The following is a 25610-nucleotide window of genomic DNA, read 5'->3' as shown; positions in this document are numbered from 1 at the left end:
TGCTCTCAGTCGTGCGCCGTGGCGCGGTGTTTGGTGCGCCGTTCGAGCGGCGGGGTGGGCGTGGGGGTGTGCCGTCGCTCACGGACGACGGTGAAGAACACCAGCACCCAGATGACGGCAACGAACGTGTACACGGTGAACGCGAGCGCGCCCAGACCGTCGCCGGATGTCTGGGGGCCGCCGGATGCGATCGTCGCCACGATCCGTCGCACTAGAACCAGCGCGAACACCGGGACGGAGCCGACGAACAGGCCGAAGAACACAACACCGAGGACCGACCGGTACCACGGTGAGCCGAGCCCGTACAGCAGCGCCGTCAGCAGCGCGAACACGCCCGCCACCGTCGCCGGCGCAGTCGCCCACGTGTTGAGCCAGACGTCCATCAGTTATCCCCTCGGATGATCGCGCGCATCTTCTGCGCGAAGTGGTTCTCTTCCCGCGACTGCCGCAGCTGCGCCAACGGCCCGGTGCGGATGCTGTCGAGGAGCGCATCGATCCGATGCGACGCTGATCGGGCTTCCTCGCGGGCTCGGCGGGCTTCCTCGCGGCCTGACGTGTTCTCGTTCATGACGAGCCTCCGGCGGCTTGCTCGATGGAGCCCAGCAGGTGGTTGGAAAGCTTCGCGTACTCGTCGGCGAATTCGCGGACGCCGTCTTCTGCCTTCTCGCGGCCAGCGCGTTCCGTACTGGCGGTCTCTTTCCACGCGTCCCGTGACTCGCGCATCTCGGCGTAGCGGTCGTCCTTCTCCTTGAGGACCGCAGCCTGGTACTTCTCGAGGTCCGCGATGCGGCTCCTGTGGTCGGCGATCGTGAGGATGCGGCGGGTGGCGAAGAGGACGACGATGAGGGCGAGACCGCTGCCCTGGATGATGTCGGAGACGGACAAGCTGCCGGACACCCACGCCCAGACGTCGCCCGGTGGGCTCGCGGGGGTGGACACCGTCGATGCGAGTAACCACTGCACGATGTCCACCCCCGGTGTGCTCGTCACGGCTTACAGCGCCGCGGAGCGGTCGTCGCCCTGCTCGTCACGCAGGTCGGTCGTCGTGGCTTCAAACTGGGCCGGCTGCAGCTCCGGCGTCTTCGCTGCTGCCTGCTCGCGAGCGACCGACCGCGGCACGGAACCGAAGCCGATGGCGGTGAGCCACCGGTTGACGGTCGGGAGGGCGATGATCGCGGTGAGGGCGGAGTTGATTGCGACCGCCTGCACCGCGACCGCGGTGAGCCCGGTCGCGGCCGGCCACTGCCCCTGCACGATCTGGATGATCTGCGGGACAAGCGGGAGGACGGTGAGGAGCGTCGTCAGGCCCGTCCGGAGCACGCGCTGCGCGCGGTACCAGATGCTGTCGACGTCGAGATGCTTCGGCTTGATGATCTCGTGGTCGCCCATCAGCGCTTCCCTCCCAGTGCAGCCACGACCGCCTTGGCGATCTTCCCGAGGACTTCGGTGGTGAGGTTTCGGCCGAGGTCGCTGCCGGCGAGCCGGTTGCCGGCGGGCTGGGTGCCGTTCTCGGCCTTGATGCCGTAGTCCCAGACGCCCTTCGCGATCGCCTTCGCGTCCGGCTGCTGGATCGCGCCCTGCGTGCACATCGCCTTGATGAGGTCGAAGTGGCGCTCGTTGACGCAGACGATGTGGGTCGACGAGATTGCACCCGCCCACGGTGCTTCCTCCGGCGTCAGCGGGTGGAAGAAGCCAGCGCCACCGAGGGCCTGGCCGCGCTTGGCGTGTTCGAAGAGGATCATGTCGTGTTCTCCTAGCAGGGACGGTTCGATCGTCGGGGCAGGTGCCCCGCCGCGGTTGGGGCCGCTCGCGACGAGCTCGCGCGCGTTCGGGTAGGGCGGGAAGTGCTCGGGGCGGGTGGCTCCCTCGATGTGCCACGGCTCGCCGAAGTTCCGGCCGGTCCAGGTGAAGCCGCGGAGCTCGGCCTGGGTGTGCATCCAGTCGAACTCGGCGGGGGTGAGCGCGCGGTTGCGGCCGTTCGCCATCGTCACGCCGACGTCGATGGCGTTCGCCGACACGTAGTGCCGCGACGTCAGCGGTGGTGCAACGACGACGCCGAGCACGAACCGGTTCGCCCACAGCCATCGGCAGCGCGCTTCGGACCGGCGGCCCTCGTTCGCGCTGAGGCGATCACCGGACCCCTGATCGGCCTTCCACTGGTCGAAATCGACCTTCATCGACAGGAACTGCAGCGCGATGCGCTCTGTGGCCGTGACCTGCTCCACCCCGAAGAGATCCGGGTAGGAGGACGGGCCGATGCTGAACTGCGCGGTCACTGGGTCACCATCCGATCGCGAAGTAGTCGAGGCCGACCTTGGTGTTTCCGGAGTTCGGCCAGAACGTCGAGAAGCCCGTCCGAGTCGGATCGCCCTGCAGGTGCGGCGAGTAGCCGGCGTTTCCGTCCGTTCGGGTCCAACCGACCCAGGAGCACCCGTTGGGGAACGGCGTGCGGAACGTGTGGTTCAGCGTGCCGCCCGCACCGGTCGTGCCCGACACGGAACCGGTCAGGAACACAGGCGTCGCGTTGGCAACGCCGGTGTTGGAGCGGGGCTGTGCGAGGCGGGCGATCAGGTCGGGACGCCACCCGAGAGCGGACCCCATGAACACCCACGTGGTGTTCTCCGCACGTACCCGGATCGTGCGGCCGATCCAGTTGTCGGCCGTCGGCAGAGCCGCGGCCGTCGCAACCGACTCTCCGGTGTGATCACGGACCCAGTCGGCGAGCGCGTTGTGGTCGCCGCGGAAGGTGGGTGGGGTGTCGCCTTCGATCCTGGGGACGCCCTTGAGGGGTTCGGGTGTGGTCGTCATGGATGCACCTCCAAGGCGCGTCGGAGCGGGCCGCGGTGGCGGCCGGGGCGGGGTGTGCGGTTAGAGGTGCCAGGCGATGTCGAGTGCGCCGGCTTGTCCGTCTTGCTGGGTGCCGGCGAAAATCGCGAAGCCGGCTCCGTCGAAGCCGATGCCGGACTGCTCGCCGGTCTTGAGGAGGTCCCCGTAGGAGGTGGGGAGCTGCACCCAGCCGGATTGTGTTCCGAGCTCGGTGAGGTTGCTGATGGTCGGTGGGCCGCCTGGCTTGGTCTGGTAGCTGTGCGTGCCGATGCGGGGCCGGTTGCCGGTGTCACGATTGACGGGGAGCCAGATGGCGACCGAGTCGATCGTCGCGTCGTCGGGGATGGTGTCGGCGATCTTCCCGGACCCGGGGAAGTACGCGGACTGGTTCGACGGGGACGCGTACACCTGGTTCGTCCACCAGCCGCCGTCCCGAAACGAACCGGAGTCGGACATGGTGAACACGTACTGGAAGTCGGTCTGCTTCGGCGGCGTTGGCGGTTCCGGGACGGGGCCGTCCTGCCCGCCGGCTGCGGTGACGATCGCGGTGACCGTGCCGCCTGCTTCACCATCCCAGCTAATGAGGACCACATCGCCGACTTCCGGCGTAGCCCCCTTCGGATAGCCCATCAGCTGCGTCACGCCGGACCCAGCCGGGTACTCGACAGTGCAGCGGGGACTGCCGGGTGCGGTGACCCTGCCGACGGTGGCGCGCTGCTGCACACTGCCGAGCATGATCGTCGCCTTCCCGACTCGGAGGAGACGCACCCGGTCACCGATCATCGGCCAGGAGTTGCCGAGCGCGGGGACGGTGAGCTGCCGGTCATCGACGTTGACCTGGGCGAGGCTGTCGCCGGCTCCGGCGAAGACGCCGAGGAACAGGTCGACGCCGGGGATGCCAGCGAGGTGCTCGGCGACGACGTCAGCGGATGTTGATGTCACGGTTCAGCACGTCCCCTGTGATCGACATCGTTCCGGAAGCACCCAGCGAGTACTTCACAACTCGCACCGTCCACGTGGCCTGCCCGTCGTCGACAGTTCGAACGTCGCCGAGCTCGACGGAGACGTCCGCGATGCACTGGATCTCGAGCGTGGAGGCTCGCGGCTGCGAGTACGTCTCGAGCAGTCCGGGCGCTGCGGCGACAGCCTGCGCGGTGGAGGTGATCTGCGGCGACGAGAACAGCTTCGGGACTCGGTGGTACGGGGTTCGCTTGCCGCCCGCCGGCGTGGCACGGAGCGGCCCGTACGTCACCCACAGTTCGGCCAGCACGGACTTCTGCTCACCGGTCTCCGACCGGATCACGACGCCGTTGTAGACCTGCTCCGAGTCGAGGGAAGCGCCGAGCTGTGTGATCGTGCCGGTCGCGCCGACACGGAGCGCACCGACCGGGTCGCCCGGCTTGATCGGGCGGGCGGTGAGAGTGCCGTCCGCTGCCATACACGGGACACCGCCGATGACAGCCATGAGGTCGGTCAGTGCCTTCACGCGGTCTTCCTCGTACACGACGGAGCGGCTGATCGGTGCGTCCAGCATCGACCGGGTCAGCTGGAGCCCGGTGAGTGCTGCCACCTCCGCCCACACGGATCCCATGTTCGACGGGGTGGTGAGCTTCGTGAAGCGGTCGCGCTGCACCTCGACCATGCGGTCCTTGAGCTGCAGCGCCACCTTCGACCCGACGATGATGCGGGTCTCGCCGAAGATGAAGACGCTGTCGTCGGCCGATGGGACGGCGGTGATGGTGAAGTCGCCGATCTGTACCCGCTCGGTGAACGTGCTGCCGAGGGACACGACCGCGTAGACGACGAGCCGCGCGCCGAACGGGGCGAGCCAGTCCTGCGGATCGGTCGGGGACAGCGAGGTGCCCTGCTCGTCGGTCCACACGACGGTGACGGTCGCCGACCCCTCGACCGCACCGGACGCATCCCAGGTGAACGACGGGTCGATGATCGGCAGGCCCGCGAACAAGCGGCGGTCGTCGTAGTAGAGGTCCGCGACGTAGGCCAGGTCGAACGAACCGCCCGTGATGACGTCGCGGGCTGCGGTGGAGATGGTTCGCACGTCACGCTCCTGCGAGGTCGAAGTCAGTTTCAGCGGCGAGGTAGGTCAGGTAGGCCGCTTCGAAGTCGGAGTACGACGCGAACGCGTTCTCGAAGCTCGAGTACGTCAGCCCGAATCGGACCACCGATTCGACCGGCGGTGCGACTTCCTGACCCGCGAGATGCCAGACGATCGCTTCGTCGTCGTTGCTCCACCCGTACGGCTCCTCGATCGGCTTCGGGATGACGGCGAACAGCACCGCGGGAAGCCCGGTCGGCAGCGATGAGCGGAAGCAGATGACGGGCAGCTGCTCGTCCCCGTCGCCGTAGCCGCCGAACACGGATCGCAGCGATGCTGCGTCCGCGCGGGTGAGGGTGATGCAGTCGAGGGTGATGTCCTCGAGCCCGGAGCGGCCGTTGCCGATGTAGACCGGCACCGACCGGCCGAGGGGGCGCACAACTGACCCATCGAACGGACGCGTGAGAGTCTTCGCTGCGTTCTGCTCGAGGATCACCATCGCGGAGCGAGTGGGGTCGACCGGCTGGTGGATGACGGTTCCTACGAAGTCGAGGTACGTCTCGGAGGACTCCCCGAAGCCGAGGCTGATCCCGCGGGAGTCGAAGAACTCGGCTCGGTAGGTGATCGCAGTCCGGAACGGAGCTTCCATGTCGATCCCGCCAAACCCGCCGGCCGCGTACACGTTCACGAGCCCGCGGACACGCATCGCACGACCATCCACGATCCGGTACAGCGTCGCGGTGACCGTGCCCGGGATCACCGTGTCGACGGTGATCTCGATGTGCGGCACCGGCGACATCTCCGGAACCAGGACCGGTTCCGGCGGGAACACGGTGAACGCGTTCCCGCCGTCGAGAGTTCCGGTGAAGGTGGACGTCGCGTTTCCACCATCTACGACGTCCACCATCACAGGGCCCTCACTTCTTGCCGTTCATGATCGTTGTGCGCTGTCGGCCGTCGGCCTCGGCGATCTGCCCGCGGACGATCCCGAGGAGCTCGCCACTGTCGAGGTACAGCTGCCCGGTGAACTGCCCGCCGGAACGGTCGCGCTGGCCGCCTCGAGCGAGCGCATCCGTGATCCCAGGGGTGAGCGGCACCACGGCCTCGTCGTACCGGCCCTCGCCGACGTTGACGAGGGTCCCGCCGCGACGGCGACCAACGACCGCGCCGGCGGCGAGCTGCGGGACGCCGCGGTACTCGAAGTGCCACGGCTCGCGCTGCGCGAAGCCGAGCCCGGTGTTCGCCCAGCCGTACTTCGCGCCGTTCGCCCGGAGCCATCCCTGACCACCGGCGACGTCCGCTGCGAGGCCGTAGCCGTGCTTCGACGTGCCGACCGGGGCGGCGAGATTGCCGCCCTTCTTGAACAGCGACCACCGGTACTGCTGTCCCGCCAGGTCGCGGTACCCCTCAGTGAGCCGGAGGGCACCGCCGGATGCCTGGTACGCGAGGTTCCATGCCTTCGCGGCTGCTGTCTGCAGCAGTCCGCCGGTCGCACCGACGCCTGATCCCGGTGCGAAGCCGAGCGCCTTGCCGAGCGCGGTCGACGGCAGGTTGCCGTTGCGGCCGTCCCCGCCGAACGGCGACAGGCCGCCGAGGTCGCCGAGCCCCTGCAGCTTCTCGATCACGCCGGAGAGGATCTTGCTGCCGACGCCCTTCGCGAGCTGCAGCATGCCGCCTGCCCCAGGAACGCTCCCGAGCATCCCGTTGACGAGCTTCCCGAGAGTCCCCATCGGGTCGGAGATGACCGACGCGGCTGTTCCCGCGGCGTCCTGCGCCCAGTTCCATGCCTTGCCGGCCTTCCCGGCGAGCCAGTCCCACGCACCCGACGCGGCGGTGACGAGCCCGCCGTTGGCGTACCCGTTCCGTGCGATGTCGTAGAGCCGACCAACGCCGAGGCGCGCGGTCTGCTCCTTCGTGAAGACGAACTCGCCGGCGTGCACGATGCCGGCGGGGTCGTGCTTGCCGCCCGGGCCGGTGTAGCCGCCCGTCGCGAAGCCCTTCGGCAGCGAGACGTTCGGCAGGTGGTCGGTCTTGAAGAAGTCGGCGGCCTTGTTGAAGTTCTCGATGATGCCCTTCTGGATCACCGTCTCGACGATGAACCGGATCGGGGCCTTCACGATCTCCTTGACCGCGTCCCAGGCCTTGCCGATGGCGTCCTTCATGGTCTGGAACGCCGCCGGAAGCACCACCTTCGCGATGTCGATGATCTTGTCGAAGACTGGCTTGAGCCAACCTTCCCATACCCCGCGGACGACGTTGCCGATGCCGTCGAAGACGGGCTGCACGATCGACTTCCAGAGCCAGGAGAAGACCGGGCCGAGGACGTTCTGCAGGGTTCCCACGACGGCGGAGAAGACCGGGAGGACCAGGCCGTTCCACCAGGTGGAGATCGCCGAGCCGATCCAGCCGAAGACGGGTTGGATCACGGCCGTCCACAGCCACGAGAAGGCTGCTCCGAGGGTCCCCTGCAGGAACGACACGACCGTGGTGAACACGGCCGAGGTGACGCTCCACCAGGCGGAGATCGCGGTGCCGATGAACCCGAACACGGGCTGGATGACGCCGGTCCACAGCCAGGAGAAGGCCGCTCCGAGGGTGTTGACCAGGAGGCCGACGATCATCGAGACGGCGGTCGCGATGAGGCCACCGACCCACTTGAAGATCGCTCCGATCAGCTGGAAGACCGGTGAGATCCAGGATGACCACAGGTAGCTGATCGCGTCGCCGATCGCGGTGAGCGGCGGGGCGATGTAGTTCGTCCAGAGGGAGACGAACCAGCCGCCGACGGTCTGCACGGCGGTCGAGATCGCGGAGAACACCGGCTGCAGCACGGACTGCCACAGCCAGGTCGCGCCGGTGGAGATCCCGTCCCAGGCCGGCTTGATCGCGTTCTCCCATAGCCACACGAAGGCGTCGCCGACCGCGGCGACGGCAACCTGGATCGCGGCGAAGACGGTCTGCACGATCGACTTGCCGAGCTCGGTCTGGGTGAAGAACCACGTCAGCGCTGCGACGACGGCACCGACGATCGCGATGATCCAGCCGAGCGGACCCATCGCAACCTTCACCGCGGCCCCGAAAACCCGGAGCGCGCCGGCACCGATGAGGGTGGCGACGGTGCCGATCTTCTGCGCGGTGGTCGAGATCCGCTGCGCGAGGGTGAACCGGCCGAGCGCGGATGCGTTCTGGTTCGTCGCGGCGGTGTTGACCGCGGTGGCGGCCGAGGAGACGCCCATGCCGCGTGCGGTCGCGTACTCGAGCTGTGCGGCCTGCACGCGAAGCAGGTTCCGCTTGACCTGCACCGGCAGGGCGAGCAGCTCGGCGGTGCGGAGGCCGAGCGACGCGGTTGTCACGAGCGCGGTCGCGAGTCGCCAGGCGAGGAAGCCGGCGACGATGAGCGGCATGTACTTGACGAGGGTGTCGACGTGCTCGGCGAGGAAGCCGAGGACGCCGGAGAGGACGGTGATGCCGGAGGCGGCGAGCTTGCCGATCGAGTCGCCGAGGGCGGGGAGCTGCTCGCGGAACGAGACGAAGGCGGGGGTCAGCTTGGACAGAGAGGTGCCGATGCTGCCGAGGGCGCTGTCGGTGTCGCCGCTGCGGAGGGAGGCGAAGATGCCGCCGATCTTCGCCGCGAAGGCTCCTGCCCCGGAGATGACCTTGCCGAAGTCGATCGCGTCGATCCGCTCGGTGAGGGCGTAGAGCTGGATCGACGAGAACTCGTTGAAGCGGTCCGAGAGGGGCGTGAGGGCGACGCCGACTCGGTCGATCGCGTTCGAGAGCGCGGTGAACAGCTCGGGTGCCGCAGCGACGGGCCCCGCGCCGAAGGCGGCTCCGAGGCGGCCGAGCGCCGCGCCGACGTTCGCCCACGCGCCGCGGACGGTCTTGCCGGACGCGAGGGCCGCGCCGCCGATGTTTTCCTCGATGACCTTGCGGAAGGTGGCGGCGTCGACCTTGCCGTCGGTGACCATCTTGGACAGGCCCTCGGCGGAGACGCCGTACTCCTTCTGCAGCCACTGGAAGATCGGGATGCCCCGGTCGGCGAGCTGGTTGAGGTTGTCGGTGTAGACCTTGCCGCTGGTGGTGGTCTTGTTGATGATCGAGCCCATCTCGTCGAGCGAGACACCCGCGATGGTGGCCGCGTCGGCGGTGAGCTTGAGGTACTTCGTGAGCGCCTGGCCGGGCTTGATGCCGGCGGCGACGGCGTTCGAGGCGACCCCGGCGGCGTCGCCGAGCCCGAACGCGGTACCGCGGACGGACTGCAGGGCGCTGTCCATGATCTGGGCGATGCCCTCGGTGGAGGTCTTGAGGCCTGCGAGCTTGCCCTTGGCGTCGTCGATGTCGAGAAGTCGGGCGATGCCCTTCTTCGCGGCGACGCCTGCGATGGTCGCGCCGATGGCCGTGACGCCTGCACCGACGATCGCGGTGGACTTCACGGCCATCGACCCGACCTGGCGGAGGAAGCCGGACGACATCTTGCTGCCGACCGAGACGCCGAGTGCCTGCGGGTTGATTTCCCGCTCGATCGCCCGGCCGGCACCCTTCGCCTGGGGAACCACGGACACGTACGCAACGGCGGACTCAGTCGACATGCGTCAGTCCCTCCCTGTTCCTTCGCAGCACCTCCCGCGCTTCTGCGGGGGCGAGATTGGTCTTGCCGAGGCGGTTGGTGTTGGCGTCCCGCCACGGGCGCGGGTACGGCTTCGGGCGGGGGCTGCCCTTGGTCCACTGGGCGGCGGCGAACTGGTCCATCTGGTCGGCGTGCTGCATCCACTCGCGGCTGACGGGGTAGTCCCACCCGTGCTGCACGGCGAAGAGAACCGAGCTCGGCTCCCGCGTCGCGACACGCAGAAGGCGGTCGACCTTCACGTGGTCGACCGCCTTCGCGATCTGTTCTGCGGTGGAGTCCTCGTCGTCGCCGATGTCATCGACGTCGATCCCCAGCTGGTGGAGCTCCCAGACGAGCTCGTCGGGGTAGGACTCCGCTAGTTCTCGGAGTCCTTCGATTCCCCCAGGCCGACGTGCCCCGCCCAGTGCTCGAAGACCGTCTCGAGGTCCTCGAGGTCGACGGCGGCGCGGAAGTCCTCGGGCAGGACGAGCTCGACGAACTTGTCCATCGTGGCGACGCCGAGGTCGCGCTGCCACTGCTCCTGGACCTTCTTGTCCGGGTTCTTCGGCTTCTTGTGCTGCGCCTGGATCGTCATGATCTCGGCCGGGATGCGGCCGGGCAGGGTGTACTCGGTGCCGGCGTACTCGATGACGAGCGGCGGACGGGTCTTGGCCTTGATCTGCAGGGCCTTGGTGGCGGTGTCGCCCATGTTGTTCTCCTAGCTCGGTGGAGTGCTCGGGTGGGGTGGGTGGTGTGCCGGGGCCCGAGCGCCCCGGCACACCGGTCGGTCACTCCTTGGGCGTGGTCGCCTTCGGGGTGGTCTTCGGCTCCGGCGCGGTGGGGGCAGCCGGCTTGGCGTCGCCGGTGATGCGGACCCAGTAGTTCTTGTCCTGGTTCTCGCGCTGCTCGGCGGTGACTTCCTTGATCTCGCCCGTGTGCGTGTGGCGCACGAGGATCGTCTTCGCGGCGGCCATCGCTCAGGCCCCCGCGGTGGTGTCGAGGGACCCGTACCACTTGACAGCGGAGTAGGTCTCGTCGCCGTCGGTGATCGAGTAGCCGGTGACGGTGACCTCGTAACCGATGGCCTCGCCGTTCACGTAGACCTGGTCGCCGACCTCGGTGACCTCACCGTCGGGGATGTCGATGCGGATGATGTCGTCCTCGTCGATGACGTCGATGACGAACGACTGGCGACCGCCGGTCTTGGACGGGTTGATCTTGACCGAGCCGTCCGCGGCGACCTTCGTGCCGTAGTACAGCTCGATGGTCTCCTTCTTCGTCTCGAGGAGGATGAAGTTGTAGCGGATCGTGGACTCGGTGACGGGCTCGCGGACGAGTGCGCCGTTCTGCCACGCGCGGATCTGGTTCGTCGACCGGTCGCGGGTCTCGGTGACACCGCCGTCGCCGACGTAGCCGAGGTCCTTGTGGTCGGCCGAGAGAGCCTCGGTCGCCGTTGCCGGACGCGCGGCGGTCTTCGGGGCGTTGTACACCGCGCCCGTGACCGCTACGCGGACGTTCTCTGCCTTGAGGGACACGAGGGCCCTTCCTTCCAGTTGTGGTGTGGTGGGCGTGTGCCCCTGGGGTCCCTGCTCGGTGGGAGGAATGCGAGAAGCCCCGCCGGTCGGCAGGGCTTCGTGTGTGGGCGGCTCAGAGCGAGGAGCCGCGGTGTTGGACCTCGAGCTCGGCGGTCTGCTTGTAGAAGCCGTCGGGTGCGGGGTCCGGGTTCGGGCCGCCGTTCACCTCGAGGAGGGTGATCGGACTCCCGTCGACCATGCCGCCGGAGCCGCGCGAGGTGACGAGCGCGAGGACGAGGTTGATGAGGTCGACCGTGGTGCCCTCGTCGTCGGTGACGACGTCGACCGTGACGTAGGAGGTGCGGAGCGTGTTGCCGGTGCCGCCGCCCGGGCTGGTCGTCAGGACGACCGCGCGACGTCCGGTGGCACCCTTCCGGTTCGACACGTCCACGCCGGCCGCGTACGGCTCGGTGCGGGTGCGGAGGAGCGCGTCGGTGCGGGCGATGAGGTGGGCGAGGAAGTCGCCGTAGATGACGCCGTGCACGGGCCCTCCTACCGGGATGCTGCGTTGCTGAGGACCGCGCGCATGGCGGCGACGAGCCTGGCCCGCTCCCAGACCTCAGCCTCGACGCGGAGGCGGACGCGGGAGTTCGCGGTGCCGACGCCGGTGCGGATCGCGGTGACGGTCGCGCCGGGGATCTGCGCGGCGATGTCGTCGGCGTAGGGGCGCAGCTGGCGCTCCATCGCGGCGGACGCCAGGACCGCGCCGAAGCCGCGGCGGTTGAGGACGACGCGGGATCTAGCCATCGACGTACTCCGTCCGGGAGAGCTGCACGACGGATCCGGGGTTCCAGTCGGTCATGCCGGTAGACCAGTCGGCCTCGCTGCTGAACACCTTGTAGCGGGTGCCGCGGACGGTGAACTGGTCGGCGGGGCCGATGCCGACGGCCGCCGGGAAGTAGAGGGTGATGCGGGGGTTCGAGGTGTCGGCGTCGGTGCCGGTGACCTCGTCGCCGAGGTTCGGCGCGACGAGCACCTTGTCGATCACGGTGTCGACGTCGGCCTGGATCGGCTTCCGGTAGCGGTCGAGCTCGCCGGTGGCGGAGCGGTGGTGCCAGGTGACGGACTCGCCGCCCATCAGTACCCCTGCACGATCGAGCCGTAGGTCTTCACCCGGTACGACTGCGCGGTCCGGACGTCGTCGGGCGCAAGCCGCGGGGACGCGCCCTGCGCCCACGCCGCGTACGTCTCCTGGCTGCTGAACGGCCCGCGCGTCTCGCCGCGCTGGCTGACGCCGGCGCGGGCCCGTGGGTCGGCTTCGAGCAGCTGCGCGACGACGCCGGCGACGGTGAGGCGGACGAGGTCGGGGACCTCGTCGTAGCCGTGGTCGTAGTCGACGACGACGAACGTGCCGGTCGCCACGGGAACCTCGAGGCGCTGGCCGATGAGGGTGAACCGGTCGGCGGGCTCGCCGTCGACCGTGTGCACCGTCTGCACGGGGCGCTGGGGAAGCGTGAGCGCGCCGGCGTTCACCCGGAGCCGGTTGGTGGACCGACCGCGGGTGAACTGCTGGCGAGCTTCGAGGCGGAACAGCTCGGACACCTTGAGGAGGTGCCCGGGGACCTGCTTCGCCTCGGAGGGCGTGAGGTCACGACCGAGCGCGTCGGAGACGTCGGTGGACTTCGCCAGGGCGTTGTCGGCCATGACCTCACTCCTCTCAGGACGCCGCGGGGGCGGTGGTGCTGTACGTGACCTTGATCGCGCGGACGAACTGCAGCGTCGGCTGGTTGTCCGAGTCGAGGACGAGCGAGCCGTCCGCGTTCGTCTTCGGGTCGGTGACCGTGCTCGCGCCGGCGAAGGCGTGCACGATCGAGCGGTCCCGGAGGTGGTCGCTGTCGTAGTCCCACAGCTGCGTCACGGCGAGGCCGTTGCCGGCCGCGACGCCGCCGCCCTTCGCGACGCCGTTCGGCACCACCGGGGCCACGACGACCCAGGCGATCGCCGACTCGTGCACGAAGTACGAGGCGGTCGGGTCGAGCTCGTCGAGCTCGACGATAGTGAAGCCGCCGAGACGACCGACGACGCCCTCGCGGAGCGCCTCGGGCAGCCCGGAGGTGTCGACCTCGAGCAGCTTGTCGTGCGAGGCGATCGCCTCGGAGATGTCCGCGCCGACGAGCCAGAAGCGGCCGGAAGCCGGCACGTGTGCCTTCTGGAACAGCTTCCGAGCACGGATCGCGACCTTGCGGGGGTCGGACTCGACGGCGTCGGCCGAGTTCGGGTTGAACTTGACCGAGTTGACGAACGTCGCGCCGGTGAGCGCGGAGACGGCCACCGCGGCGACGGCCTCGGCGACGGCCGTGACCTGCGGGGCCTGGACGTCGCGCACGTAGTCGACCTCGTCGAGCGTCTCCTCTTCCGGGGAGAGCGCCACGGCGCTGTAGACGTGCCGATCCAGCTTCACCTGGATCTTCGTGTTGACGAGCTTGTCGATGACGATCTCGTCGTCACCGCGCCACGCCTTCTCGCGGGCGACGAGCACGGCCGGGCGCTTCACGCCGATCGTGTCGCCCTCGGCACCGCGGAAGTCCGCGACGCTGTACTTGGTCGTGAACAGGCCGGGGGCCTTGATGGTCTTCCGGAGCAGAGCCAGCGCGGTCTGCGCGAACTTCGTGCCCTTCGTGAAGATGTTGTTGTCCGCCACGATCCCTCCTCGGGGTGTGTTGTGGCCGCTTGGGTTCGTGGCGAACGCCAGCGGGGGTTACCTGGTGGTGGCTGCCGTGACGACGTCTTCCGCCGACATCTCGCCTTCGCCGATCTGCTGTCCGGCCTGTCCCTGCCCGTCGGCCGAGGGGCCTGCGGGGGGCGCGGGGACCAGGGCGAGCAGCTCGTCGGCGTGCGCCTCGAGCTCTTCGCGGGTCGCACCTCGGAGGGCGGTCGCGCTGATCTTCCGATCGGCGAAGCCCTTCGCGGCGGCGACCTCGTCGCGCAGCGTGGCGGCCGTGTCCTTCGCGTCGCGTTCCGCGACGGTCTTCTCGGCTGCCTCGGCGCGGGCGATGGCCTTCTCGAGCTCGGTGCGGTTCGCTTCCTCGTGCTCGTCGAACTTCTTCGCCTTGTCGGCGTTCGACGTGGCCCGCTCCTCGTTCTTGCGAGACAGGCCCTTCCACTTCTCAGCGTCGGCGAGTGCTGCTGCCAGCTGCTCCTCGAGCGTTGCGCCCTCGGTCGGCTTCGGCTTGTTGTCGTCGTCCGGCATCGGTATCTCCCGTTTCGGGTTGGTGGTTGACCGTTTCGGTCACTCCCCACGGCGTGGGGAAGTCAGGTGAGCGCTGCGATGTCCGCGGCGCTGGTGAACTTGTCGGACCGCCACGCGAGGGTGGGACCGAGCTCGCCGTGGTCGTTGACGACGACGAGGTCCGTGAAGTCGCTGAGGGGCTTGCCTGCGGACGACGTCTTCTCGATGCCGAGGTCCCGTGCGCCGCGGTCGGTGCCGCCGAGCTTCTGGTCGATGAGCGCGTGCGTGCGCTCGAGGACGTCGGGGTCGAGGATCGTGCCCGGCCCGTCGGCGTCCCGGACCGGCTGCACGCCGCAGTCGCAGCCTGGGTGGATCGGCATGAGCTCCGACTTCGAGTAGCGCTGTGTCGACGCGATGGCGCACAGCGCGCAGTTCTCGAGGCCGGTGAGGGCCCGCCGGTAGCCGTAGAAGCCGGACTCCTCGAGTGCGCGCTGCGCCTGCCGGTTCTTCGCCTGCTGCAGCTCCGTCGCGACGATCGTCAGCATCCGGTCGAGCCCGTACCCGACGGCCAGACTCAGCGGCGACCCGTTCGACAGGGCCGTGTACAGCGTGACCGCGCCGCGGCGGTAGACGTCGTACGAGTCGACGCCGCGGTAGCCGAGGATCGCGTCGCGGTTCACGGTCGCCGGGGCGATCGCCGTACCGGTGAGGCGCGCGGCCTGCCCGATGTAGGCGTTCGTCAGCGTCGCAGTGGCGAGCTGGCTGGCCTGCACCTGCGGGAGGATCTGCGCGATCAGCTGGTCGATGTCAGCGTCCCGGTACGCCGGCGATGCGTCCCACCGGGCGGCGGTGACGGCGAGCGTCCGGTCGCGGATCTGCGCCGTCGTCGTCTGGTGCGCGGCGGTCAGCTGGTCAAGCGTTGCCGTTGCCACCGGCGGCTCCGATCAGGGTCGCGGCGAGCAGCGCGTCGGAGGTGGCGTTGGACTCGTCCTGGTCGATCTCGTCCGGCGACATCCCCATGATGTTCTGCTTGATCCACCGGGCCGACATGCCGGCCTCCTTGGCCTGCTTCGCCGCCAGGGTCTTCTCGCCGAACGAGATGTGCTCCGGCGGCTCCCAGAGCAGCTCGATCGTCTCGCCGTCGTCGACGCCGAGCACGCGGAGCGCTTCGAGGAGGGACCCTTCCATCGGCGCGGTCGCCCGCGCGATGCGGTTCTTCGCCTTCTGAATCTCACCCTTGTTCGCGTTCTGCGCTCCCTCGGCGGACTGGTTCTCGCCGGAGGGGATGAACACGGACAGCGGGGTGAGGGTCACGGCGGCGAAGTCGCGCGCGTCGGTCTTCTCGCCCTCGAGGAGCGGCCGGATGTCCGTCTCGGCCGACTCCCACACGTCGATGCCCTCGGGGAGGTCCCAGAGCGCTCCGGGCGCGGGGTCGAAGACCTTCGCCCAGTCGATGTCGTTGCCGTCGTCGTCCTTCTCGGGCAGGCCCCCCTTGATGGCGCGCTGCTTGAACGCCTGCATCGCGGTGACGACGAGGCGCTGCAGCTTGCCGAGGTTCGCACGGTCGATGACGTCGATGTGCGGCTCGAACTCGGCGACGCCGCCCTTGTTCTCGAGCACGTAGACCGGGACGCCGCCAGCGTGGAGCTCGGCGGGGCGGTCCTCTTCCCAGTCGCCGTCGACCTGCGGCTGCGGGGTGCCGTTCGAGTTCGTCGACTTGCGGGAGAAGAGCTGCCGGACGCCGGGGAGCCAGACGAGGGCGTAGTCCTTGCCGTCGTCGGGATCGCGCCACGCCTTGAGTGCGGCGCGGGCCCGCCAGGGCTGCGTCGGGTCAGGGGCGGTGATGACCTGCTCGGGCAGCTCGGAGGTGATGATCGGGCGGCCGTCGCGGACACCGGTGACGAGGTAGCCGACGCTCGTGGTGAGCATGTTCGCGATCGCGTCGCCGAAGACGACGTCGAGGCGGTTGTCGCGCCAGACCCGGCGGGCGGCGAGCACGGCGTCGCTGGTCGTGGACGTGCCGACGCGGACCCCGTTGGGGACCATCCGGCCGCCGAGCGACTCGCAGGTGAGTCCGCCGTAGTTCGTGCGGGCCTTCTTCTGGAACGCCTTCCACGACTCGCGGGTGTTCGCACCCATCTCGGGCATCGGCGCGTTGCCGTTGGCGTAGGAACGGTTCTTCTCGATCCGCTTCTGGCGGGCGTCGAGGCGCTTCGCGAGGATCGGGAGCCATTCGGCCGGGGTGGTAGCCACGGTTCTCCTCTCAGCGGATGCGGCGGGCGGCGGTCTTCTTCTTCGTGAGGTTCGCGCCGAGCGCGTCGATGCCGGCCGCGTAGGCGAACATCGCGCCCCAGGTGGCGTCGATCTTCTTGCCGTCCTGGTCCTCGTCGGGCTTCTTGAGCACGTACCCGGACCGGCGCGGGTCGCGCCGGGCGTTGAGGAAGTGGGCGGTGAGCTCCGGAGAGCCGTCGTAGCTGATGTCGCCGGCGGCGATCGCCGACTCGAGCTGGTCGAACGTGCCCGTTGTGCGCGCGAGATCCTTCTGCCGCCAGCGGATCGGCTCGTCGCGGGACATCCGGACCTTGAGCCGCTTCGCGTACTCGGCCTCCCACGTCTTCACGTGACCGGCCCAGCCAGCGGAGGGGTCGGCGTAGAAGCCGACGACGTTGTAGTCCTTGAACGCCTGCCGGACCTTCGCCTCGATCTCGAGCACCGGGGGCCGCCAGCCCTCGCCCTTGGGGCCGTCGGGCTGCTCCCAGACGCCGAGCTTGAACAGGTGCTTCTGCGTGACCGAGTAGCCGATGAGCACCGTCGAGTCGGCGGTGCCGCGGCCGGGCTTGCGCCCCTCCGAGCCATCGAAGCCGAGCGTGACCGGCTCCGTCTTCGAGATCACCTTGTCGAGATCCTGAATCGCGCGGAGCTCGGGCTGCGAGATGTACGAGTTGGTCGCGTGGGTGATCTGGTTGAGGAAGTTCGCGCGGAGCGACTGCGGATCGTTCGAGGTGTCGAGGAACGCGAGCATCTGGCGCTCGATCGGAGCCCAGCCGGGCTCGCAGGGCGGATTGTGGATCACGCAGCCGTCGGGGTGGTCCGAGCTGTCGCCGTACGCGTACCGCAGCCCGTACTCGAGGGATGCCTGGTCGGTGGGGTCGGTGTCCGCCGGGGCCTCACGGTGGTCGTAGTGGATCTGCCGCGTCTTGGCCAGGTCGACGTACTTCTTGCTCTTGATGAGCTCCCAGTCGCGGGCGGACGCTTCCGCGACCGAGTTCTCGCCCGGGGTGAACGCGTTCGGTGACTCGATGACGACGCCGCCGGCCTTGGTCGAGTTGTCGCGGATGTTCTGTGCGAGGCGCAGCCCGCCGTTGCCGCGGACCCACTCCTCGGTCTGGTCCATGATCGCCGCGACCTGTCCCGGGAGGCCCTTGATCGACCGACCGGACGAGGTGCGTGGCTCTACCTTGCCGCCGGGGATCCCGATGAAGGTGTCCATCGGGTCGATGTCGAACTCGTCGACGAGCGAGTCCGTGCGAGCCATCTCGAGCATCGGTGCCCAGGTGTTGCCCACCTGGTCGTCCGACGTTGCGGTGATCGGGACGTTGATGATGCTCTTGAAGTCGATCCACGGCCGCGCGACGGGCTGCCCGCCGGCGTCCCAGCCGTCGGGGACGACCTCGAAGAGCGCTTCGGCCAGGCCGATCGATGCCAGCAGCGGGGACTTGCCCCAGCCACGGGGGCGCTGGATCACGGCGCGGGTCTTCACTCGCTTGCCGGTGGCCGGGTCGAGCTCGTAAAGCCGGATGAGGAACTCGAGCTGCTCGCGAGAGACGACGTACTCGAGGAACTCCGCCATCTGGTCCGCGACGTGGTAGCCGAGGGTCGGGAACTCCTCGCCGTCGAGCGGTCGCCAGGGCATCAGTCTCCCGTCGCTTCCTTCGGCAGAGCCACGCCCCCGAACCGATCGCGCGAGCTGGCGCGCCGGGTGGCGGTCTTCGTCTCGGCGTCCTCGGCCTGCGCGAACGAGATCCGAAGCCGGGCGCGATCCTCGGGGGTCGCGCCGAACTTCGCCGTCCGCAGTCGGAGCTCGGCGGCGAGCTTGATGTCGCCGTTCCAGTAGCGGGCGTGGATGAGCGCAGTGTCTCGGAGCTCGGACCAGTCGGTCGCGGTGAAGTCGAGCGAGAGCGGCGACGTCGCCCACATGTCCCACCACTCGCGAGTGATGGCCGGCCACCGGAACTCGCGGAGCTCGCCGTCCTCCTCGATCGCGATTGTCGGCAGCTCTGGCTGCGCGACGACGGCTCGCGGCAGGATGCGAACGACGGTCGTCTCCGCGTTGCGTCGTGCGCGCTTCTTCGGGTCCTTCGGTGCGGGGCCGTGTCCGGGCATGATGGGCTCCCGTTTCGGGTGATGCCCTCGTGTCCGTTGCGGTCAGGGGCAGAGTGAACGTGGTACGTCTCATGCCACGGGCACGCGCCGTGGCGGGGCGAGAATCCCCAGACCCGTACACAGCCTCGGCCACAGCACCTCTACGACCGGGGCGACCCCGGGGGGAGGGGGTGGAGGCCCCCTCTGTACGCCCGTGTGCCGCGTGTTCGTGGCGTCGGTGTCTACCTGAGTCCTGGGTGCTTCTCGCGTGGCTTACGCGCGGACGGGACGCGCTGGTGTCGTCGTGCTTCGAGCGCTTCGCGTGCGGTCTTCTTGTCGTGGTGCCATGAGCACAGCCACTGCAGGTTCGAGAGAGCGTGGTTGTCGCCGTGCACGATGTGGTCGCAGTCAGTGCCGAGCTCGACGCAGCGTGTGCCGTCGCGCATCGTGCCCTGGCATCGTCCGCCGGCGCGATCGCGAACGGCCGCGCGCCGCTCGTCCCAGTCGCGCGGTAGCCGCTGCTTGCGTGTGCTGCCTGACCACTGCTCGCCCACGTCGTGCTCCTGTCGTCAGCGCTCGTCGTCGAGCTGCCATGCGTACAGCGGCGCGCCCTCGCTGTCGTAGCCGATGGGCGCGAGCGAGGTGCGCGTGTTCGTCCTGGTGCGGTGCGTTGCGTCCGGCTCGGGGAAGCGCAGGCGGACCGTCCGGGTGGGGGCTCCGGTTCGTGGGGGCTCCGGGTGCCCGGCTGTAATGCCGGCCCCTCCGGGCATGAGCTGCGCCTACCCCCGCCCGGCTACTGCATCGACGGGCAGGTAGGCGAGGGTGCCGTCGGTCAGCATGACGTCGACACCGATGACCTCGCCGGCGGCGCGTTTCACGTCGAAGCGGTCGATCTCGGCGGTCGTCTTGTGGCCGTGCTGCTTGAGCAACGCGCGGATGGCGGAGAGCTTCACGAGGAAGACCCGTTGAGGAACGTCAGGTACGCCTCGGCGCGCTGCACGAGTTCCTCGTTGCCGGTCTCGCCGTCGTAGGTGCTGACCTTCACGGCATGGTCGAGTGCGATCCGGCGGTTCTCGCGGTCGATCTCTTCGTCCATCGTGTTCTCCTGTGTGCTCGGGGGCGGAAGTGGTGAGGGCGCAGGTGCGTCTCGGGCCAAGAGTCGTACCCGTCGTGGACGTCCTTCGCGCTACAGGTTCGCGCTGACGCCCTCAAGTGGTGGCCGCTCACGTCTCAGGTCCACGTGTCAGGTGGGTGTGCCCGAGGGAAGACGGCGCGTTAGATCCCCGTCAGCTCGTCGCAGCAGCATCTGTTGTGGTCTGCGGGTGACGGGGAAGAGTGGGGCGCACAGCAGAGCGGGCGTGGAGGGCGACGCCGATTGAACGGCTGAGCGGTGGCAGCACCGTCTCGCTGGTCTCCTACGCCCGCTCTCTGGCGGGGCGGCAGCTTTGCTCGGATTCACCTGGCAGGCCACCGCGTGAGACTGCTCAGCCGGTCTACTTCGACGCAGGACTGGTCCGGCAAAGGCCTCTGCGAAGTTTGGGGGAAGTTTGGGACTGCCGTGATTCTCACGGTGTCCTCAAACTCAGGGCGGGACTGGCGGACGGTCGGTGCGCTCCGGTCGGGCGTTCCCAACCGGTCCGACCGTCCGCCTTCCCGAAGCTCGTTGTTGTCGCGGCGAGCCTCCGCGGGTGGGCTGACCACCGTGATCGGTCCCGGATCTGCACCCGGCTTGCCCCTCCGTATGCGTCTGCGGAGGCACCAGCGTCTTGTTCGGCCCCGCCTGTCGTCCCCTGAACGACTTGCGGCGGGTATGGAAGTCGCGGCCGCGACCGTGTCGGCGGTGCGGCGCATGCTGTGGTGATGACGGATGACGAGCGCGCGATCCTCGCCTTCGAGGAGTTGCACCCGAGGAACGACCGCAGCAAGGAAGCGGCGGTACGTGAGACGTTCGGTGAGTCGTGGGTCCGGTACGAGCAGCGTCTACAGCGGCTGGTCAAGCGTGAGGACGTGCTCGCCGACTACGCGGTGGTCGCGAGTCGTGTGCAGCGAGCGACCGAGAAGCGTGCAGCGCTGCGGGGCGCTCGTCGCTTCGGCTAGCTCGGTGCTAATGCGTCGTCGTGGGTGAACAGCTCAGCACGCAGTTGGACGGCCCGGGCTTCTGCTTCTGCCAGGGTTTTGAACCGGCCGCCGTTGACGGTCCTCCGGTTGTGCTTTGCGCGGACAACGTAGGCACCCGCAGCGAAGGAGACGCCTCGGACGCCGGTGCTACTGTTCGAGTTTGCGCGGGCACGATGTTCGATGTTCTGCTTCGGAGTCACCGATCGCAGATGGGACGGCCGAACGCACATCGTGTTGAAACACATGTGGTCCAGGACCATCCCAGCCGGAACATCGCCGTGCTCGAACGACCACGCAACTCGATGCGCCATGGCCATTCGGCCTGCGATCTTGAACCGGCCGTATCCGCAGGTGTTCCCAGCCGTCCAGATCCAGCAGGTCTCCGTCTTGTCGACCTTGGACCAGAACCGCAGGCGATCCTTGCTGACTGATACGCTTCGCATATCGACTCCTCACCGAGTCGGTCAAACCCCCGGCTGTTACAGCAGCGCGGGGGCCTCTCATGTCTGGAAACGGCGGAAGCCCCGACCATAGTGGTCGGGGCTTCCAAGCGCGTGCCGGATTTGGACACACGGGTAAATCCTCACTAGCTACTTTCACGCCTTTCACGGGTTTTGTCAACAACCATCCCTCGGCGTGTCACCGTGCCCCGCGGACGGCCGGGCTTCACGGTCGACTCGACGCGGAGGACGTCGATTCCGTTGACTTCGAGCTGCCCCTGAGCGTTGCGCCGGGAAGTGAGCTTGCCCTTGTTGATCCACGCGTAGATGTTCTGCGGTGCTCTACCGGCGAGGATCGCCGCTTCTCGGATGCTGACCCATTCGGTCATGCTGCCTCCACGGTTCTGGTTTCGGGTTCGAAGGTGTCCTGGTCGACGTCGTAGGTGCACTTCGGGTTGCGGCACTCGATGCGGACGGGTTCCGCTGTCGACGTCGGCGGGTGCCAGACGAGGGACCGGAGCTCGCACTCGGGGCAGCGGAGGATCTGCACGCTGTGCGCAGCCTCCTCGGTGGGGAACGTGCGGATGGCCCGGTTGACGGCGGCCGCGAACCGGATCGACTCGGCCGCACCCTGCTCCCCCGCGACCCACACGTCGACGTTGCCGGTGAACGATCGCTGGTGGGACTGAACCTCGTCGATGGCGAGCTTGGTGGCGCTGATCGGCACGGACGACTCGTGGCCGCTCGAGCCGCCTTCCTGCTGCACGAGGCGGTCGAACTGGGTGAGGACGTCGTGCAGGTCGGGCCACGCCTTCACAGCGGCTTCGACGCGCCCCCAGTGGCCTCCGCAGAGGAGCCCGTGGGCGGCGGGCCGGGGTGAGCATCCGGTGCAGGGCTGGTCGGTCTCGAGCCACACGCCGTCGTGGATGGACCAGGCGTACTCGGTGCCGTCGCAGGTAGGCAGGTGTTCGTCGCGGCGGAGGCAGGGCTTCTGATCGCGCATCGTGTTCGTGATGCAGCCGACGATGACGGTCATCCGCGTTCCCCCTTTCGTTCGCAGCTGTGCCAGTGACGCGCAGCGAAGGTCTGGATGACCTCGCCGTCCACGAAGAACACGAGGTCTCCGGTGCCGGTGATTTCGACTGCGCTTGCGTCGATCAGCGACCAGTACGGCGCATCCGACTGGACTTCCCATCGGTACGTCGGCTGCGGCGAGCGCTGTGGCTGTTCGGTGGTGGTCATGGGGTCTCCTGTTCGTACAGCGACTCGCATGCGCTGCAGAGCTCGTTGGCGTACCTGTAGCGCTCGCATGATTCGGCGTGTGTCGGGCGGAAGCCGAGGGGCTGCTCCTCTGCGCAGATCTGGTACCGGTGGCCGGTGCCGTCGTCTCCGCAGCGGGGGCAGAGTTGCTGCCCCTCGTACTGGTCGGGCGGCAGGGTGACGGTCATGCTTCCTCCTCGGCGGGGATCGGTTCGGTGCAGGTCGGGCAGGCGGACTCGGGGCCGTCGACTTGGGTGGTGATGCCGCAACGGTTCTCCATGTCGGCGAAGTGGTCGTGGTGATCCGGCTCGGGGCCGCACGGGTACGGCTTGATGAGCTCGGGGCGGACGCCGTAGTGCTCGGCGCGCTCCCACGCGAGTTCGCCGGACTCGTCGCGGGCGTGCTCCTCCGCCCACGTCCAGGCGTCGTCGCCGGTGAGGCCCTGCGCGAGGGCGTCGGCGAGGAACGCGATGTTCCGGCAGTCGACGAGCTGCAACGTCCGGTTGCCCGCCGTGCGGCTGTCCGCAGTCGAGCCGGCGTCGAGGAGGTCGTACCAGCCGGTGCCGTCGACCTCGAAGCCCATCGCGCGGGCGTACAGGCGGGGCACCTCGACGGCGAGGGGGCGGACCTCCCACTCGTCGCCGGCAGGGAAGAGCTCGTGTGCGTAGCGGCGCTTCGTGCGGCGCGGTGTCTCGATGTCGGTCATGGGTCTCTCCTGGTCTGGGAACGACGACGGCGAGCCCTCCGCTGTCGGAGCGCTCGCCGTGGTGGTGGGGTGGTGTTGGCTGGACACAGCTCGGGGAACTCCTTGCACTGGTGGGTGCAGAGCTCCCCGGGCTGGTGGAGGGGTTCGAGCATCAGGACCGCGACTGCTGCTTGCGGAGGATCTGGGCGCAGCGGCGGCAGGACCCGAGCGGCGGCCCCCAGGTGGGATCGATGGTGAACGCGGGCGGGACGATCGGGGTGATCCGCATGCCGCCTGCGCCCATGCCTGACGAGCCTCGGACCCCACAGAGGGCGGTGGCGTAGACGAGTGCCTGGTATCGATCTCGCTCCGCCTGGGTCACCTGCTGCGTCGCGGTCCGTGGGATGGCGTGCACCAGGTACCCGTTTGCTGGCCGCGCCTGGATGTACTGACTCTCGGTCACGTCTTCCTCCTCCCCACGCGCTCGGCGTGGATCGCGTTCTGTGCCTCGGTCTTGAGAGCGTCCGCGAGTCGTGCTGCGTCCGCCGGCTCGTAGCGGATCGGAAGCGAGCGCCCCACGGTGACGACCACGATTCCTCGCGAGGTGTGGTCGACCGTCACTTCCTTGTCGCCCGTGGTCTTGATCGGTTTGGTCATCAGTCGTCCTCCTCGTCGTCCGCGTAGACGCGGCACATCAGGTCAGCGGTGTCCTCGTCGACGCCCCGGTCGAGGAGGATCGTGCGCCACTCCTCGCGGGTGGTCATGGGGCGTCCTTGGGTGGTGTCACGTCGCGGATCGTGTACCGGTTGAGCCAGCGCATGCCATCTGCATCGTGAGGGCCCTGGTGACCGACCGGGCGCGTGCAGTACATGGGCGGCCCCTGGAAGTCTCCCGGGAACACTGCCCCGCACTGCTCGGCGGTCGGGGTCGCCTGCGAGAGGAGGGCGAGCGCAGAACGGAAGCCTGCCTCGAACGCATCAACTGGGCGCATTGCACCACTGCGCTTTCGAGGGATGGAGCTGTCTTCGCGCGCTCGATCCCACGCCTCCGCGATCTCCTCGCGCGTCGGCAGCGACACTGGCACCTGCACGGTCGGCTCTTGCTCGGTCATGTGGTGATCCCTTCGTTGTCGAGTACGCGTTCGATTTGTCGGACGCCGAGTGGTGTGATTTCGCCGCTCTGGGTGAGGAGGCGGAGGAGCGCGTCGAGACGGATGCGGGTCGCTGGGGTGGCGGTCATCGGTTCTCCTTGCTGAGTCGTTCGAGCGTGCGCTGCCAGGCCTCGACATCCGTTGGCATACCCGCTTGGCCGGTGACGATGGCCTCCCGTATTTCTCGGACCATGACTGCTCGATCGGTGGCGGGCAGGGCGCTCGCGTTGCGCTGGATGCAGTCAGTGATGTCGCTGGTGATGTACGTGCTTCGGCCGAGCGCATACCGGAAGGCGGCGAAGACGACGATCGGGTCGACGCTGATGCCGGTCAAAACGGGCTCTCATCCTGGTAAGAGCCGCCAAGCCAGGTCTCCTGTGCGCCTGTCTGCGGCGCGTTCTGCTGCGTGTAGTCCATCTGTCCGGCGTACGGGTCGGACGGGCGCTGCTGGCCGCCCTGCGCCTGCCTGGGGATGACGCCGAGGGTGCCGAACTTGATGCGCACCGAAACGCCGGGGGTGCCGTCCTGGCGCGTGTACACGTTCAGCTCGGGCTGGCCGGTGACGGTCACCAGCGTGCTCTTGCGTACGGACGCTGCGATCGCTTCCGCGTCACGTTCCCAGAAGGACGCCTGGAACCAGATCGTGTCGCCGGCGTCTACCCACTGGTCGCCGTCCTTCTTGCGGGGCGTGTGTGCGATGTCGACGGCGATGACGGGCTTGCCGTTGTGCTGCTTCAGTTCGGGGTCCTTTGTGACGAAACCCTCGACGGTGATGGTTGCCTTGCTCATGCTGCTGCCTTCCTTGCCGCACGCGCGGCGTCTCTGTACTGCTTGTATTTCTGGTTCGCGGCGTCACGTGCATGTCGCGATACCGTCTGCCGGGCGTTCCATTCGGCCACCTCTTCGAGGGACGCCAAGAGCTCGTCGTCGCTCACGGTCGGGTAGATTTCACAAGGTGTGTTGCCCGTGACTGCGGTGGTCGCGTCTTGCCGGTGCGCTTTCAGCCATTCATGGGCGCGGACGGTTTCGTGGTGCTGTCTTGACCCGAACCGTTCTGTCATCAGGTTGCCGTGGACGCGCATTCGTTCGGCTTCAAGCGCTACCGGGTCGATGGAGGCGATGAAGTTCTCCCACGCGTCATCGCTCATGCGGTCGCCTGGGGAACAGATAGTCCGTCAGGCCGTCCCAGCAGGACGGGCACAGGTGGAAGTCGGTGAAGGTGTTGCTCTTTACGGTGCGGTCGCCGTAGACGAGGCGTGAGAACCGAGCTGTGTGTACGGTCTCGTAAACCTTCGTCGTCTTCCGGAATCCGTTCCTGAGGCTGTCGATCCAACGCTCCTTGTCGGGGTCGTATTGCTCATGCC

The 25610-nt window shown here is 68.4% G+C and carries 41 protein-coding genes and 1 pseudogene; 1 reads left to right on the top strand and 41 read right to left on the bottom strand.

Annotated elements, in window-relative coordinates:
* Positions 1-5: 5 nt before the first annotated feature.
* The 28 genes and pseudogenes from M3677_RS09210 to M3677_RS09075 form a co-directional block, all read right to left on the bottom strand.
* Positions 6-383, bottom strand: a complete 378-nt coding sequence (locus M3677_RS09210) for a hypothetical protein (protein ID WP_251160361.1) — start codon at positions 381-383, stop codon at positions 6-8.
* Positions 383-568, bottom strand: coding sequence for a hypothetical protein (locus M3677_RS09205; protein ID WP_251160360.1), 186 nt, complete (start codon positions 566-568; stop codon positions 383-385). The genes M3677_RS09210 and M3677_RS09205 overlap by 1 nt, the downstream gene beginning before the upstream one ends.
* On the bottom strand, positions 565-990 hold the full coding sequence (locus tag M3677_RS09200) for a hypothetical protein (protein WP_251160359.1): 426 nt from the start codon (positions 988-990) through the stop codon (positions 565-567). The genes M3677_RS09205 and M3677_RS09200 overlap by 4 nt, the downstream gene beginning before the upstream one ends.
* Positions 991-993: 3 nt before the next feature.
* The gene (locus M3677_RS09195) at positions 994-1389 is read right to left on the bottom strand and encodes a hypothetical protein (RefSeq protein WP_251160358.1); all 396 of its coding nucleotides are present in this window, start codon (positions 1387-1389) and stop codon (positions 994-996) included.
* Positions 1389-2276 (bottom strand): hypothetical protein, encoded by an 888-nt coding sequence (locus M3677_RS09190; RefSeq protein ID WP_251160357.1) that lies wholly within the window; start codon positions 2274-2276, stop codon positions 1389-1391. Before M3677_RS09190 ends, M3677_RS09195 begins: the two co-directional genes overlap by 1 nt.
* A 4-nt stretch (positions 2277-2280) precedes the next feature.
* Positions 2281-2808, bottom strand: a complete 528-nt coding sequence (locus M3677_RS09185; protein ID WP_251160356.1) for a hypothetical protein — start codon at positions 2806-2808, stop codon at positions 2281-2283.
* Positions 2809-2868: 60 nt separating this feature from the next.
* Complete coding sequence (locus M3677_RS09180; protein WP_251160355.1) at positions 2869-3768, bottom strand: hypothetical protein; 900 nt, start codon at positions 3766-3768, stop codon at positions 2869-2871.
* Positions 3749-4885 carry a hypothetical protein gene (locus M3677_RS09175; protein ID WP_251160354.1) on the bottom strand — a complete coding sequence of 379 codons (1137 nt, stop codon included), beginning with the start codon at positions 4883-4885 and terminating at the stop codon, positions 3749-3751. Before M3677_RS09175 ends, M3677_RS09180 begins: the two co-directional genes overlap by 20 nt.
* A gap of 1 nt (position 4886) precedes the next feature.
* The gene (locus tag M3677_RS09170) at positions 4887-5789 is read right to left on the bottom strand and encodes a hypothetical protein (RefSeq protein WP_251160353.1); all 903 of its coding nucleotides are present in this window, start codon (positions 5787-5789) and stop codon (positions 4887-4889) included.
* A 928-nt stretch (positions 5790-6717) separates the two neighbouring features.
* Positions 6718-9471, bottom strand: a pseudogene (locus M3677_RS09165) (tape measure protein); the annotation flags it as partial.
* Positions 9461-9748 (bottom strand): hypothetical protein, encoded by a 288-nt coding sequence (locus M3677_RS09160; RefSeq protein WP_251160352.1) that lies wholly within the window; start codon positions 9746-9748, stop codon positions 9461-9463. The gene M3677_RS09160 and the pseudogene M3677_RS09165, both read right to left, overlap by 11 nt.
* Before the next feature lie 116 nt (positions 9749-9864).
* The gene (locus M3677_RS09155) at positions 9865-10197 is read right to left on the bottom strand and encodes a hypothetical protein (protein ID WP_251160351.1); all 333 of its coding nucleotides are present in this window, start codon (positions 10195-10197) and stop codon (positions 9865-9867) included.
* A gap of 79 nt (positions 10198-10276) precedes the next feature.
* The gene (locus tag M3677_RS09150; RefSeq protein ID WP_251160350.1) at positions 10277-10462 is read right to left on the bottom strand and encodes a hypothetical protein; all 186 of its coding nucleotides are present in this window, start codon (positions 10460-10462) and stop codon (positions 10277-10279) included.
* Between the two features lie 3 nt (positions 10463-10465).
* The gene (locus M3677_RS09145) at positions 10466-11023 is read right to left on the bottom strand and encodes a hypothetical protein (RefSeq protein ID WP_251160349.1); all 558 of its coding nucleotides are present in this window, start codon (positions 11021-11023) and stop codon (positions 10466-10468) included.
* Between the two features lie 112 nt (positions 11024-11135).
* Positions 11136-11546 carry a hypothetical protein gene (locus tag M3677_RS09140; protein ID WP_251160348.1) on the bottom strand — a complete coding sequence of 137 codons (411 nt, stop codon included), beginning with the start codon at positions 11544-11546 and terminating at the stop codon, positions 11136-11138.
* An 8-nt stretch (positions 11547-11554) separates the two neighbouring features.
* Positions 11555-11809, bottom strand: coding sequence for a hypothetical protein (locus M3677_RS09135; protein WP_251160347.1), 255 nt, complete (start codon positions 11807-11809; stop codon positions 11555-11557).
* On the bottom strand, positions 11802-12140 hold the full coding sequence (locus tag M3677_RS09130; protein ID WP_251160346.1) for a hypothetical protein: 339 nt from the start codon (positions 12138-12140) through the stop codon (positions 11802-11804). The genes M3677_RS09135 and M3677_RS09130 overlap by 8 nt, the downstream gene beginning before the upstream one ends.
* Positions 12140-12706: a hypothetical protein gene (locus M3677_RS09125; RefSeq protein ID WP_251160345.1), complete on the bottom strand. Its 567-nt coding sequence runs from the start codon at positions 12704-12706 to the stop codon at positions 12140-12142. Before M3677_RS09125 ends, M3677_RS09130 begins: the two co-directional genes overlap by 1 nt.
* A 13-nt stretch (positions 12707-12719) precedes the next feature.
* Positions 12720-13703 (bottom strand): P22 phage major capsid protein family protein, encoded by a 984-nt coding sequence (locus tag M3677_RS09120; protein WP_251160344.1) that lies wholly within the window; start codon positions 13701-13703, stop codon positions 12720-12722.
* Positions 13704-13760: 57 nt separating this feature from the next.
* Positions 13761-14252, bottom strand: a complete 492-nt coding sequence (locus M3677_RS09115) for a hypothetical protein (protein WP_251160343.1) — start codon at positions 14250-14252, stop codon at positions 13761-13763.
* 62 nt (positions 14253-14314) lie between these two features.
* Positions 14315-15163 carry a hypothetical protein gene (locus tag M3677_RS09110; protein ID WP_251160342.1) on the bottom strand — a complete coding sequence of 283 codons (849 nt, stop codon included), beginning with the start codon at positions 15161-15163 and terminating at the stop codon, positions 14315-14317.
* Positions 15144-16484 carry a phage portal protein gene (locus tag M3677_RS09105; RefSeq protein ID WP_251160341.1) on the bottom strand — a complete coding sequence of 447 codons (1341 nt, stop codon included), beginning with the start codon at positions 16482-16484 and terminating at the stop codon, positions 15144-15146. The genes M3677_RS09110 and M3677_RS09105 overlap by 20 nt, the downstream gene beginning before the upstream one ends.
* Before the next feature lie 10 nt (positions 16485-16494).
* Entirely contained in the window at positions 16495-18144 is a 1650-nt protein-coding gene (locus tag M3677_RS09100; RefSeq protein WP_251160340.1) for a hypothetical protein, read from the bottom strand.
* The gene (locus M3677_RS09095) at positions 18144-18614 is read right to left on the bottom strand and encodes a hypothetical protein (protein ID WP_251160339.1); all 471 of its coding nucleotides are present in this window, start codon (positions 18612-18614) and stop codon (positions 18144-18146) included. The genes M3677_RS09100 and M3677_RS09095 overlap by 1 nt, the downstream gene beginning before the upstream one ends.
* A gap of 221 nt (positions 18615-18835) precedes the next feature.
* Positions 18836-19147, bottom strand: a complete 312-nt coding sequence (locus M3677_RS09090; RefSeq protein WP_251160338.1) for an HNH endonuclease — start codon at positions 19145-19147, stop codon at positions 18836-18838.
* Between the two features lie 15 nt (positions 19148-19162).
* Entirely contained in the window at positions 19163-19363 is a 201-nt protein-coding gene (locus tag M3677_RS09085) for a hypothetical protein (RefSeq protein ID WP_251160337.1), read from the bottom strand.
* Positions 19364-19372: 9 nt separating this feature from the next.
* Positions 19373-19546, bottom strand: a complete 174-nt coding sequence (locus M3677_RS09080; protein ID WP_251160336.1) for a hypothetical protein — start codon at positions 19544-19546, stop codon at positions 19373-19375.
* Complete coding sequence (locus M3677_RS09075) at positions 19543-19689, bottom strand: hypothetical protein (RefSeq protein ID WP_251160335.1); 147 nt, start codon at positions 19687-19689, stop codon at positions 19543-19545. The genes M3677_RS09080 and M3677_RS09075 overlap by 4 nt, the downstream gene beginning before the upstream one ends.
* Positions 19690-20453: 764 nt before the next feature.
* Between M3677_RS09075 and M3677_RS09070 the strand changes: the two genes are divergently transcribed.
* The gene (locus tag M3677_RS09070) at positions 20454-20690 is read left to right on the top strand and encodes a DUF3263 domain-containing protein (RefSeq protein ID WP_251160334.1); all 237 of its coding nucleotides are present in this window, start codon (positions 20454-20456) and stop codon (positions 20688-20690) included.
* Here M3677_RS09070 and M3677_RS18565 read toward each other — a convergent pair.
* From M3677_RS18565 to M3677_RS09015, 13 genes are all read right to left on the bottom strand, one after another.
* A complete protein-coding gene (locus M3677_RS18565) occupies positions 20687-21022 on the bottom strand; it encodes an HNH endonuclease (RefSeq protein ID WP_368859907.1) in 336 nt (111 codons plus the stop codon). The genes M3677_RS09070 and M3677_RS18565 overlap by 4 nt on opposite strands.
* Positions 21023-21297: 275 nt before the next feature.
* Positions 21298-21540, bottom strand: coding sequence for a hypothetical protein (locus M3677_RS09065; RefSeq protein ID WP_251160333.1), 243 nt, complete (start codon positions 21538-21540; stop codon positions 21298-21300).
* A complete protein-coding gene (locus tag M3677_RS09060) occupies positions 21537-22187 on the bottom strand; it encodes a hypothetical protein (protein ID WP_251160332.1) in 651 nt (216 codons plus the stop codon). The genes M3677_RS09065 and M3677_RS09060 overlap by 4 nt, the downstream gene beginning before the upstream one ends.
* A complete protein-coding gene (locus M3677_RS09055) occupies positions 22184-22393 on the bottom strand; it encodes a hypothetical protein (RefSeq protein ID WP_251160331.1) in 210 nt (69 codons plus the stop codon). The genes M3677_RS09060 and M3677_RS09055 overlap by 4 nt, the downstream gene beginning before the upstream one ends.
* The gene (locus M3677_RS09050) at positions 22390-22599 is read right to left on the bottom strand and encodes a hypothetical protein (protein WP_251160330.1); all 210 of its coding nucleotides are present in this window, start codon (positions 22597-22599) and stop codon (positions 22390-22392) included. The genes M3677_RS09055 and M3677_RS09050 overlap by 4 nt, the downstream gene beginning before the upstream one ends.
* On the bottom strand, positions 22596-23117 hold the full coding sequence (locus tag M3677_RS09045; protein ID WP_251160329.1) for a hypothetical protein: 522 nt from the start codon (positions 23115-23117) through the stop codon (positions 22596-22598). The genes M3677_RS09050 and M3677_RS09045 overlap by 4 nt, the downstream gene beginning before the upstream one ends.
* 151 nt (positions 23118-23268) lie before the next feature.
* Positions 23269-23559, bottom strand: a complete 291-nt coding sequence (locus M3677_RS09040; protein ID WP_251160328.1) for a hypothetical protein — start codon at positions 23557-23559, stop codon at positions 23269-23271.
* Positions 23556-23753 (bottom strand): hypothetical protein, encoded by a 198-nt coding sequence (locus tag M3677_RS09035; RefSeq protein ID WP_251160327.1) that lies wholly within the window; start codon positions 23751-23753, stop codon positions 23556-23558. Before M3677_RS09035 ends, M3677_RS09040 begins: the two co-directional genes overlap by 4 nt.
* 103 nt (positions 23754-23856) lie before the next feature.
* The gene (locus tag M3677_RS09030) at positions 23857-24207 is read right to left on the bottom strand and encodes a hypothetical protein (protein ID WP_251160326.1); all 351 of its coding nucleotides are present in this window, start codon (positions 24205-24207) and stop codon (positions 23857-23859) included.
* Positions 24204-24335 (bottom strand): hypothetical protein, encoded by a 132-nt coding sequence (locus M3677_RS18035; RefSeq protein WP_285844634.1) that lies wholly within the window; start codon positions 24333-24335, stop codon positions 24204-24206. The genes M3677_RS09030 and M3677_RS18035 overlap by 4 nt, the downstream gene beginning before the upstream one ends.
* Positions 24332-24580, bottom strand: a complete 249-nt coding sequence (locus tag M3677_RS09025; protein WP_251160325.1) for a hypothetical protein — start codon at positions 24578-24580, stop codon at positions 24332-24334. The genes M3677_RS18035 and M3677_RS09025 overlap by 4 nt, the downstream gene beginning before the upstream one ends.
* The gene (locus tag M3677_RS09020; RefSeq protein ID WP_251160324.1) at positions 24577-25035 is read right to left on the bottom strand and encodes a single-stranded DNA-binding protein; all 459 of its coding nucleotides are present in this window, start codon (positions 25033-25035) and stop codon (positions 24577-24579) included. The genes M3677_RS09025 and M3677_RS09020 overlap by 4 nt, the downstream gene beginning before the upstream one ends.
* The gene (locus M3677_RS09015) at positions 25032-25394 is read right to left on the bottom strand and encodes a hypothetical protein (RefSeq protein WP_251160323.1); all 363 of its coding nucleotides are present in this window, start codon (positions 25392-25394) and stop codon (positions 25032-25034) included. Before M3677_RS09015 ends, M3677_RS09020 begins: the two co-directional genes overlap by 4 nt.
* Positions 25395-25610 lie beyond the last annotated feature (216 nt).

The organism is Curtobacterium sp. P97, assembly GCF_023712445.1.
Lineage (GTDB): Bacteria > Actinomycetota > Actinomycetes > Actinomycetales > Microbacteriaceae > Curtobacterium.
Note: the sequence above shows the minus strand (reverse complement) of the source record. Positions and strands in the feature narration are given on the sequence as shown.